General features: G+C 36.5%; 8 protein-coding genes, 1 tRNA gene and 1 pseudogene. 7 read left to right on the top strand and 3 right to left on the bottom strand.

Going from position 1 to position 7,532, the window contains the following annotated elements; all coding sequences use genetic code 11:
• Window positions 1–194 precede the first annotated feature (194 nt).
• From QXL17_08180 to QXL17_08160, 5 genes are read left to right on the top strand one after another with little or no spacing between them, the layout of a single operon-like run.
• Window positions 195–827 carry a methyltransferase gene (locus QXL17_08180; GenBank protein MEM4259103.1) on the top strand — a complete coding sequence of 211 codons (633 nt, stop codon included), beginning with the start codon at window positions 195–197 and terminating at the stop codon, window positions 825–827.
• 49 nt (window positions 828–876) lie between these two features.
• Window positions 877–1,458 (top strand): hypothetical protein, encoded by a 582-nt coding sequence (locus QXL17_08175; GenBank protein ID MEM4259102.1) that lies wholly within the window; start codon window positions 877–879, stop codon window positions 1,456–1,458.
• 1 nt (window position 1,459) lies between these two features.
• Window positions 1,460–2,362 carry a hypothetical protein gene (locus tag QXL17_08170; GenBank protein MEM4259101.1) on the top strand — a complete coding sequence of 301 codons (903 nt, stop codon included), beginning with the start codon at window positions 1,460–1,462 and terminating at the stop codon, window positions 2,360–2,362.
• Complete coding sequence (locus QXL17_08165) at window positions 2,359–3,255, top strand: hypothetical protein (GenBank protein MEM4259100.1); 897 nt, start codon at window positions 2,359–2,361, stop codon at window positions 3,253–3,255. The genes QXL17_08170 and QXL17_08165 overlap by 4 nt, the downstream gene beginning before the upstream one ends.
• Window positions 3,248–3,574: a DUF4346 domain-containing protein gene (locus QXL17_08160; protein MEM4259099.1), complete on the top strand. Its 327-nt coding sequence runs from the start codon at window positions 3,248–3,250 to the stop codon at window positions 3,572–3,574. Before QXL17_08165 ends, QXL17_08160 begins: the two co-directional genes overlap by 8 nt.
• An 8-nt stretch (window positions 3,575–3,582) precedes the next feature.
• Here QXL17_08160 and QXL17_08155 read toward each other — a convergent pair whose 3' ends face one another.
• From QXL17_08155 to QXL17_08145, 3 genes and pseudogenes are all read right to left on the bottom strand, one after another.
• Window positions 3,583–4,341 (bottom strand): OB-fold nucleic acid binding domain-containing protein, encoded by a 759-nt coding sequence (locus tag QXL17_08155; protein MEM4259098.1) that lies wholly within the window; start codon window positions 4,339–4,341, stop codon window positions 3,583–3,585.
• A gap of 667 nt (window positions 4,342–5,008) precedes the next feature.
• Window positions 5,009–5,269: pseudogene (locus QXL17_08150) on the bottom strand (IS5/IS1182 family transposase).
• A 157-nt stretch (window positions 5,270–5,426) separates the two neighbouring features.
• Window positions 5,427–5,708, bottom strand: a complete 282-nt coding sequence (locus QXL17_08145; protein MEM4259097.1) for a hypothetical protein — start codon at window positions 5,706–5,708, stop codon at window positions 5,427–5,429.
• 295 nt (window positions 5,709–6,003) lie between these two features.
• Between QXL17_08145 and QXL17_08140 the strand changes: the two genes are divergently transcribed.
• Together QXL17_08140 and QXL17_08135 are read left to right on the top strand one after the other, a co-directional pair.
• A complete protein-coding gene (locus tag QXL17_08140; protein ID MEM4259096.1) occupies window positions 6,004–6,630 on the top strand; it encodes an HAD family phosphatase in 627 nt (208 codons plus the stop codon).
• A 41-nt stretch (window positions 6,631–6,671) separates the two neighbouring features.
• Window positions 6,672–6,746 (top strand) — tRNA-Pro (locus QXL17_08135).
• Window positions 6,747–7,532 lie beyond the last annotated feature (786 nt).

Raw genomic sequence — 7,532 nt, 5'->3', positions numbered from 1 at the left:
ATGGTTTTGTTGAAAAAATCTGTAAAAAAGCTTGTTGAATTATGATTTTTTCTGTTTGCTGTGCGTGATTCTCACAGCAAAATGAGACGTTATGCTGAATTTATGGATTCATTTCGGGATGTAGCCGCTACCTTCGTAATCTTTTAATAACATTTGCGAATCAACCCGTATTAAACTAGAGATTTTGATTGGTAATGAGCGGAATAAACGAAAAAAAAATATTTCACTATGGCTGTCTCACTATCGAACTTCATCCGGAAGTGTATGAACCTGCAGAGGATACATTTCTCCTAGCTGATACAATTGACGTACATCCAGGTATGAATATTTTAGAACTTGGCAGCGGGTGTGGTCTTATCGCATTGAACTGCGCATTACAAGGAGCTCATGTCGTTTGTACCGATATCAATCCGTTCGCAGTAAAACTAATCCAACAGAATTATAAAAGAAATAAACATTTATTCCTTGGCACATTTGATATCCGCTATAGTGATCTTTTTTCACATATTGCTCAGCATGAACAATTTGATTACATCGTATTTAATCCTCCGTATCTTCCAACAAAAGCAGGAGAAAAAATAGATTCATGGTTGAACGTAGCTGTTGATGGTGGACCAGATGGACTCAAGATAATTACTCGATTTCTTAAGGATGTACCGAAGTATTTAACTTTTCATGGGAAAATATATTTTGTTTTTAGCTCTCTTGCCTCTGAACAGAAATTATTTAAAATACTACAAAAAAATCATTTAGAGTATTCTTGTATTAAACAGCACCGATTCGAAGGTGAAACACTTTCTGTGTACTGTGCTTTTCCGACACATTAAAATGATACTATTAGTTTTCTTGTATTCATTGTAAGGAGCTCGTTCTACAATGGAGATGGATACAGAAAAATATTATCCATGGGGCGGAGAGTTTACAGTATGTACTCTCCAAGGATGTATCGCAGTTGTGCTTCTCAACATCGACTATACACCCCCACCATCAGTTGCTATATACGGTCATCTAAAAACTGAAAATATTGGAATAGAAAAAATTATTGCAAATGTTATTTCAAATCCCCATATCCGTTTTCTCTTAATCTGCGGAGAAGATATTCGTGGCCATCAGTCAGGATCTTCGCTTGTTGCACTCCATACGTACGGAATAGACGAAAACCACAGGATAAAACAAGCACGAGGTGCAATTCCATATATAGAAAATCTAACCAAAGATGCTATAGAACGATTCCAAAAACAAATAATCCTGATCAATCTCATAGGAGAGACAGACCCCAACATCATCAACCATGAAATAGAAAAATGCATCAAACAAGCACCGGCTCCTTTTGGAAAACCATATATAGCACTTCAGATGAAACCACAAGTCACAAACAATTTAACTGATAAACGTGCATTACATGCAAAGATCACGTTCAACTATCTTGGGAGAATAAAAAAAAGAGGTGAATCATAGTATGTTTTCGTTTACCCAACATCAAAAAGTTTTTTCACTATCTGGCATTAACATAGGTGGGCAGCCGGGACAACATCCGACAGTACTCTTCGGTGGTTTATTTTTTAAAGGTGATCCACATAGTACAGATACTCGTCATCAACTTCAACAGATGTTTGAATTAAGTGAACAAACTTACATACCTGCAATACCTGATTTATTTATTCGAAAATTATCATATATTGATCCCATTCTAAGATTCATTGAAGAGTTTATTCCAAAAAAACATCCATTTTCAATAGATGTTCTTGATCCCGGAATAAAACCAGTGATTTTACAACAGCTTGCAGATAGAAACCTTCTTGAAAGAACAATATACAATTCTATCCATATTGGAACAACACGAGAGGAACTAAAAGCATTACAAAAGTACACCCCTGCTGCGGCGATCATCGTCGCATTTAATCCTAAAGATCGATCACCTGATGGGAAAATCGAGGTTCTTGAAAATGGAGCACATCTTATTGATCAAGGGTTATTTGCTATGGCAAAGGAACTCGGCATTTCAAATATCCTTATTGATACAGCAGCACTTGCTCCTGGTGACGGAAGTGGCGCCGCACTTGCTGCAATCCCCGTACTCAAAGAAGAATATGGCTTTCCAACCGGGTGTGCTATTCACAACGTCGTTGAAAAATCAGCATGGTTACATAAATTTCAAGAAATACGAAAAATTGTGGATGCAGCATCGAATATGAACATTCCTTTGTTTGGTGGTGACTTTGCAGTATTTGGACCCTGTGAACTTGCACCCTACGTGTTTCCAATACTTGCATGGCAAAATATACTCATATCAGAATACACAGAAACCTACTTTGGCATCTCACCCTCAGAGCAACATCCCCGGAGGAAACTTACGAAATGAATCCGAAGCTTCAGACAACCGTCGTTGGTTCATATCCCATTAGTTATAACGTCACCGAAATGATGAATTCATACTTTTTTCAAACAAAGTATTCGTGGGAATCATATATCAAAGAAGCAGTTCACGACATGCTTACAGCCGGAATTAAAATCATAACTGATGGGCAAACACGAGATCCTTTTATCCAATTATTTACACGAAAACTAAAAGGATGTCGCATTCGTCACCGGACAGAAATCATTGATACAATTGAATATACACAACCGATAACAATATCAGATCAAGTATTCGTCCGATCAATAACACCGAATAACATACAGATCAAAGGCGTCTTAACCGGCCCATATACCATGTCTCAATCCTGCGTGGATCTTTTTTATCATAACGAACGAGAAGTTGCCTTTGCATTTGCCAAGGCACTCCATCAAGAAGCACTATTATTGGATAAGATTGTCGACGTTATTAGCATCGATGAACCTTTTTTTTCAAATAGTATGCCGGACTATGCGTCTGATCTGATAAAAACAGTTGTTGAACATGTTAAATGTCCCGTTACTCTTCATGTTTGTGGTGATATCTCCTCAATTATTTCTAATCTCATTGAACTGCCAGTTTCAATTTTATCACACGAATTTAAAGCAAAACCAAAGCTTCTCGACATCATGAAAGAATATTCTTTTCCACAGAAACTATGTCTCGGATGTGTCCAATCAGATCATAGTCGAGTTGAAAGTGTTGAAGAAATTTACAATCACATTCAAAAAGCACTTCATCTTTTTGGTGAAAAAATTATTCATCTTGCTCCTGATTGTGGTCAACGTTTATTAGAACGTCGTGTAGCATTTCAAAAATTACAAAATCTTGTTAAAGCAGGTGAACAGATCTATGGTTGATCGAGAAATACCATTAATCCACGCACAAAAAACCAAACAAAAAGACATCCGCCTTGATGACGCTGGTTTTTTTGTCATCGAACTACACCCGCCAGAAATACGCGTTGAATATTATATAAATATTTATAAAGAGAATAAGATTGTTTCAGGTCGTCTTGAAAAAGTATTTGTTGGAACACGCGCTGATGCTTTGTGTGACACAATAGCGAAGCATATCCCTTCGTTACAGCCTGATCATTATATGTATCTTGGGAGAGAACTTCAAAAGGCATATGATGCTTTACAAAAAAATGAGCGGTACATACAAGATGGTTGTTAACTCGTTTTTCATGTTATCGTACTTTTTCCATTCACATGATATTCAATGATGCCATTATTATTTTTATATTGGACTCCATGTATTGTTATGGTATCCCCTATCTTGTATTTTTGTATATCTTTAACCTTGTCATCCCAGAGGATTATGGTTTTCTGTAAGGAATTATCCTCCTGTATGCGTATTGTTGTAACAAAGCCGAATTCACCGGTGTCTTTAAAAAAAGGTCGTGTAGGTTCTTTTTGTATTAAAATTCCCTGTATTGTTTTTATTTTTGGTTCATCTATTGTGTTTTTCTTCTCTTCAGGTACTTCAAGAAAACTCCATCGATTAAGGTGAATTTCAATTCCATACCGTCCTTCTTTTGTGTGTCCATTAATAATTTTCACTGTAGTTCCTGGTGAAATTTTTTTCTTTTCAATCTGCTGGATATCATCATTCCACAGTACAAGTTTACAAGAACCCGTGTTATCACAGATATCAAGGTTAATCACTCGTCCTTCGGTGCCATTTTTTCTTTGAAATGTTCGTGAATCTGAAATATTTGTTATGGTTCCCATGATTGTATATTCGTTGTTGAGCTGCAAATCCTGTATTGATGTTATACTATGTTTATTTCGACCTAATTCATCAATGATAAGTAATGCACATGTCTGTTCATCAAAAAGAGCATCATAGTGATCTGATAACTGTTGTAATTTTTGTTCAAATTCTTCTTCAGTTGTAATGTCTCTGACTAGGTCATAAATTTTTTTTGTTGTGATTTGCATCCAAACCGGTAATGTTTTTTCGTTACTTATATTCTCCGATTAGTATCTTTTTTTATACTAAAATAAAAAATTAGAGAAGGATTGGAGGAGTTTCTCCTGCTGCTGGCAGTTATTATGTCTCTTTCTTATTTTTCCAGGAATACACTACTTTTTTCATATACGGAGAAACATATGTTCCGTCTTTTCTTTTATACCCTTCGACACGCTCCCATCTCACTCCATATTCTCCTATTTTACTTTTATACGGTTTCATTTTTTAATTCACCCTCCAAACCCACATTATATGCTAACATATAGCATGATAGTATCTAACAAAATTCCTATTTAAATGTTGCTTGTCAAAATGTCAAAATGTTTAATTAAAAAGAGTTCGTATATCAAAAACATATACCACAAAGATGGAAAAAAATAAACCACAAGACATTTCCCTCAAAATAATAACGATTCAAAAAACGATTCTGATGAAATTATAAATATGTATCATAGGCGGTGAACAAGTAAAATTATTTATAAAAAAGGAATGACGACAAGGAAAAAAAAGCATGTATTTTTACTCACGTTTGATACAAAAAATTCATGACTACGGATTTTGATCACACACTGCTGTGTGGCATGATTCCGTAAAAAAGCCCTGGCTTCCGCTCATGCCCATAAGTGTTGCTGTTTTTTATGCCATATCACGCAGTTGCTGATACGCCCAAAACTTCAACATCGCCTCATGATACATATTCCGTATCCTATAACTCCTGACAGATTCACCATACATGCGTTTCACTGCAGAGAAAATCCCTTCACTCGCTGGCCAACGATACCCGTACCCTTTCTCCTTCACCCATCGTTTATACTGCTTCTTTTTATACTGTCGTACCTCACGCGGCCTAGGACCCAACCCTTTCTCTGAAGCGTTCTTCCGAATCTTAATCCCTGGTTCTATCCCGCACTGATCACAGAGATCAAACGTCTCCTCGCAATCATGGAACCCATCCAACAACACCTTCTTGACCTCTTTCTTATGGTTCCTGATCATCCCCCGAGCAGCAGTTCGTTCATCTAGATTCTCATTCCCAATACGGATATCCACGATATCACCAATTGGTATCACCCATAATGACAACCTTGATCCACCCCCGTTTCACACGCCATTTCTGCCGAATCCACTCCCCACGATTCCCCGCCTTCATCCCAGAACCATCACAGCTCACAATCATCTTCCCCACTCGTCTTCTGAACGATACGGGAAGTGAAAGTATTCGCCTGCGGATCTGACTGGAACAGATCACGGGAAACGGTCCCAGTCTCTTGGAAAACGCTCGTACAATACCTTGTATCGCTCGAAAGTCAAAACCCTTTACTCCAAAACATGGCACAAAACAGAATCAACGACTCAGGATACGTATACGGTTGCCCCACCTTCCCCTGATTCATCCTCTTGATCTCACCACGCCAACCATCGAGAAATTGAGGGTTCACCAAAAACTCCCCACGCTTCACCAATCTCTCATTATAGTGCTTCCAATCTCTGTTATCCTCGTGTTTTTTACCCCACCGTTTCTTTTTCATACTGTGCATCCCAAAAAAGATATGCACATTCTCTATCTCAAATCATGCCACACAGCATCACACACATAAAATATTTAACAATTTAAAATCTTAACATATATAATGATCCAAGCAATCATTTTTGATTGGGGTGGTGTATTGATACAAGATCCTACTCCAGAATTTGTTCGATTTTTTTCGTCCTATTTTCATGTTCCAAAAAAAAAATTTCTTAGCACATATAAAAACTATCTAAGTGCATTTCAAAAAAACCTCATCACTGAACAAGAATTTTGGAACTTAGTATGTTCAGTAATGAACGTATCAGCACCACGAGAAGATCTCTGGAAAAAAGTATTTAAACATGCATATCAAGAAAATCAAAATATGTTTTTGCTCGTATCTACTCTCAAAAAAAAGGGATATCGTATTGGTTTATTATCGAATACTGAACAACCAGTTCTAGAGTTTTTTTACGAACAAAGATATCCACACTTCGACACGATAGTTTTTTCCTGTACAGAGCATGTAGTAAAGCCAGATAAAAAAATATATACAATAATGCTTGATCGACTTGATTTAACCCCTGGTGAATGTGTTTTTATCGATGATCAAAAAACAAATGTGGTTAGTGCAGTTGAAATGGGTCTGTATGGCATTGTTTTTCATAATATTACTCAGTGTGTCCAAGATCTAGAAAAACTTGGTATTTCTATTAATAACAAACCAAACACTCAGAAAAGAGCATAGTTTTTAAATAGATAATTGAGTTTCACGGATGTTGTCTCTCTGGGCCCGTGGGGTAGCTTGGTCCATCCTTTTAGCTTTGGGAGCTAGAGACTCCGATTCAAATTCGGACGGGCCCACTTTGTTTGTTTTTTCTTTCTTTGCGTTCGTACTCAATCCTTGAGATCAGGTTCAATAATTGTTGAACTTTTAAGTTATTATAAGAAAAATAAGTAGTATACGGGCACTCTGTATCAAAGATTGGATTTTTTGATTCTTTTTCATATGTTAAAGGATACAGTCTACAACCTTCAGGTCGATATCGATAAATTGTACATATCTTGCTGTTATGAAAAACGCAGAGATTGTTTCTATTTTTTAGTTTTAGCCAGTACTTGTCCTGTCGTACAAAATAGTCTTGTGGATACCCTTGTTGTTGTATCTGATGTATATCTTTTTTTGTTAACAGCATATTTGTATCAATGCAGCAGATATGGCATTTCTTCTTTTGGCATATCGATTTCATAGTATATTATAGAACCCACAATGAAATGTGTATATCAAAAGAAATATTTTTTGTATTTTAAAAGAAAATCTGGTGGTACCTCTTGGTGTTCTATATATCCATCATATAAAGATATCATAACCTGTGCTCAAAAGAAATCAACTGAGATAGCTGATTTGTCTGATGATCCAAAATTACAAGATCTTAAAAGAGAGTATCTTTAAGTTTTTGATAGTCCTTCCAAGAAACTAAAAAAAGGTCATTATGACAAAAACAACACTTACAACCATCTATGGGCTTCATCCCGAAATAGATAATTAAGGAAGAAACATTCATTTTTTCATTGGATGGGACGCGCAAAGAAAAGGATTAATCCAACAGTTGCGAACCATGTGAACCGCAATTTCACCGCCGATTTCAG

The organism is Candidatus Thermoplasmatota archaeon (assembly GCA_038884455.1).
GTDB lineage: Archaea > Thermoplasmatota > E2 > DHVEG-1 > DHVEG-1 > JAWABU01.
Note: the sequence above shows the minus strand (reverse complement) of the source record. Positions and strands in the feature narration are given on the sequence as shown.